This window comes from Natronomonas sp. (genome assembly GCF_036625485.1).
In the GTDB taxonomy this organism is placed as follows: Archaea; Halobacteriota; Halobacteria; order Halobacteriales; family Haloarculaceae; genus Natronomonas.
Genome location: NZ_JAZKTR010000227.1, coordinates 1 through 2936 on the forward strand (window position 1 = coordinate 1; position 2936 = coordinate 2936).

Genomic DNA, 2936 nt, shown 5'->3' on the forward strand with positions numbered 1-2936 from the left:
AGGTCCATCGCGGCGAAGCGCTTGCCGAAGTCCGTCTGGACGCGGCGGTTGTACTCCCAGAGGGCGCCTTCGCTGACGTCGCCGTCGCTGATGCCTTCGATAGCGGCTTCGGCAGCCCACGTGCCCGCCTTCGCGGCGCCGGGGATCCCGCCACCGGTACAGGGGTTGACGTGGCCCGCGGCGTCGCCGACGGCCATGTAGCCGGGCGCGACCGCCGAATCGTAGGGGCGGCGGGTCGGGAGCGCGGCGCCGAGTTTGTCCTTGACGGTGGCGTTCTTGAACTCCTCGCGGTTCTGGAGGTCCTTCCGGAGGTGTTCGACGAGTTTCATCGGGTCCTTGTTCATCTGGAAGCCGAGGCCGACGTTGATCTCGGTCGGCGTGCGCGGGAAGTACCAGAGGTAGCCGAGTTCGGCGGTCGGCTTGAAGACGATGGCGTTGTGCCAGTCGACGGGTTCGTCGACCTCGACGATCTCGCGGTAGGCCGAACAGAACTGCTGGTAGTTGACGTTGGTGTCGAAGGTGGTGCCGTCGAAGTCGGTCTTGTCCTGCAGAAGCGAGAGCGAGCCGGCGGCGTCGATGAGGACGTCGGCCTCGAATTCCTTGACGGAGCCACGCTGCGTGGCGGTGACGCCCTTGACGGCGCCGTTCTGGACGACGTCCTGGACGACGGTTTCGTAGTGGATGTCGGTGCCGGCGCGTTCGGCCTCTTCGAGGAGGACCTCGCCGTAGCGTTTCCGGTCGACGATGGCGCCGTTGCCGCCGCGGAAGCCGATATCGAGGTTCTCGTCTGTTTTGGGGTTCTCGAAGCGCGCGAGGGTGATGCCCTCGTTGGTGAACGATTCCTCGCGGAGGTAATCGAGGTCGATGACGTCGGGGAAGGTGCTCGTACCCTTGATAGCGTCCCCGCAGGCGATTCGGCCGCCTTCGTCCTCGGTTTTCCGCTCGAGAAGGGCAACGTCGAGCCCTTCCCCAGCAGCCGTTGCCGCGGCGAAACAGCCGGCGGTCCCGCCGCCGACAACGACCATGTCATACGTTTCTGCGGGCATGTTCGCCCGTTAACACCGAATAGCATAAATAACCCACCTTTGGGCTTCCATCGCGGCGTGTTTCGGTTTCCCGACTGGCTCGCCGGTGTCCCAATGGTTTTCGACGTCGTGGTCGAATCGTCGATATGGTCCAACAAGAATCTAGCCGCAGCGCACCCGAGCACAGCGGTATGCCCGCTCTCGGGTTCGGAACCTGGCAGAACGACGACCCAGAGCAGTGTGCGGAGTCGGTTCGAAACGCCCTCGAGACGGGCTATCGACATATCGACACCGCCCAGGTCTACGGCAACGAGGCCGCCGTCGGGGAGGGACTTGCGGCCGCGTCGGTCGACCGCGATGACGTGTTCCTCGCGACGAAGGTCTGGATCGACCAACTGAGCCACGACGACGTACTTGAATCGACCGAGACCAGTCTCGACAAACTCGGCACCGACTACGTCGACCTCCTCTACGTCCACTGGCCGGCCGACGCCTACGACCCCGAGGGGACACTGTCGGCCTTCGAGGAACTCCGCGAGGATGGCCGAATCGAGAATATCGGCGTCTCGAACTTCGAGCCGTCGCATCTGGAGACGGCACAGGAAGTCACCGACGCGCCGATCTTCGCCAATCAGGTCGAGATGCATCCGCTGCTCCCCCAGCGGGAACTCCGGGAGTATTGCGAGGACGTGGACATCGAACTGGTCGCCTACTCGCCGCTGGCCCGCGGCGACGTCTTCGAGGTGGATGTCCTCACCGATATCGCCGACGAGCACGGTGTCTCGGCGGCACAGGTGAGCCTCGCGTGGCTCCGCCAGAAGGGCGTGACGGCGATCCCGAAAGCGACCGGCACCGACCATATCCGGGATAACTGGGAATCGCTTGATCTGACGCTTTCGGACGCCGAGATCGAGCGTATCGACGATATCGACCGGACGGACCGAAAGGTCGACCCCGGCTTCGCGCCCGACTGGTAGGCCGAAACCGTCAGACGGCCGCAGGCCGAGGCCGGAACCTATTTTGGGTGGCGACCGGAGTGTGGGAGTATGTCAGCGGGCGGCCTCCTCGAAGGAATCAAAATCGACATCGTCCGGCTCCACGAGACGTGGATGGAGCTCGTCTTTCCGCGCCAGCGGACGGCCGTCCACAACGTGCTCGGCAAGTGGACACCCCGGACCCGCGGTGACCGAATCAAATACCGCATCTGGTCTGCACTCGGCGTCCTCGTCGTGGCGTTGCTCTATCCGCTCTTGGTGGTCGGCTTCGCCGTTCGGTTCAACGCCAAGCGCTTCGACAGCGCGACGGCCCGCCTCGGTATCATCGGCGTCGTTTTGCTCGCGGCGGTCGTCTGGGGTGGCTTGACCGCGCTCGCGCGGGTCAGACTCTCGTTCGATGGGTTCGTTGCCGTCGGTGCAGCGAGCGCCGTCGCCGTCGTCTCTGCCGGATTAGCGGCCCTCTTCAGCCGCGTCGGTGGCCGTGGTACGACGGTCTTCTTCGCGTATCCGTTCGCGATGAACGCCTTCTTCCTGCCGCCGGTCGTCGCGGCGCTGTACGACCCCTCGCTCGGCGTCATCATCGAACAGAGCACGGCCATCGCGAATTTCTTCCGCGATAGCGTCTTCGTCGGCCCACTCGACCCGGTGAGCGACTACCTCAGCAACAACTTCGACTTCGAAGGGGTCGTAATCGCACTGATGTGGTTCGCCATCGCGACGCCGCTGGGCTGGTTCCTCGGCTTCGTGGTGACGCTGGCGGACCTCATCCGTCCGCGCTCGGACGACGAATAGCGGCTCCGCTATCTTCTTTATAAAATGAGCCGGTCAAATAGCCCGCAGTCGTCAGAATTAGCATCCGTGAGGCGCGCGGAGCGCGCCGAGCGGTTCACCGCACGAGGGAAGCGAGTGCGGGACC

3 protein-coding genes are annotated in these 2936 nt (G+C 64.3%); 2 read left to right on the top strand and 1 reads right to left on the bottom strand.

Annotated elements, in window-relative coordinates; genetic code table 11:
- Positions 1-1046: geranylgeranyl reductase family protein (locus V5A53_RS14230; protein WP_332314271.1), on the bottom strand; the 1046-nt coding region annotated here is incomplete at its 3' end.
- Positions 1047-1171: 125 nt separating this feature from the next.
- Here V5A53_RS14230 and V5A53_RS14235 point away from each other — a divergent pair.
- Together V5A53_RS14235 and V5A53_RS14240 are read left to right on the top strand one after the other, a co-directional pair.
- Complete coding sequence (locus tag V5A53_RS14235; RefSeq protein WP_442928583.1) at positions 1172-2002, top strand: aldo/keto reductase; 831 nt, start codon at positions 1172-1174, stop codon at positions 2000-2002.
- Positions 2003-2071: 69 nt separating this feature from the next.
- The gene (locus tag V5A53_RS14240) at positions 2072-2812 is read left to right on the top strand and encodes a hypothetical protein (RefSeq protein WP_332314273.1); all 741 of its coding nucleotides are present in this window, start codon (positions 2072-2074) and stop codon (positions 2810-2812) included.
- Positions 2813-2936: the final 124 nt, after the last annotated feature.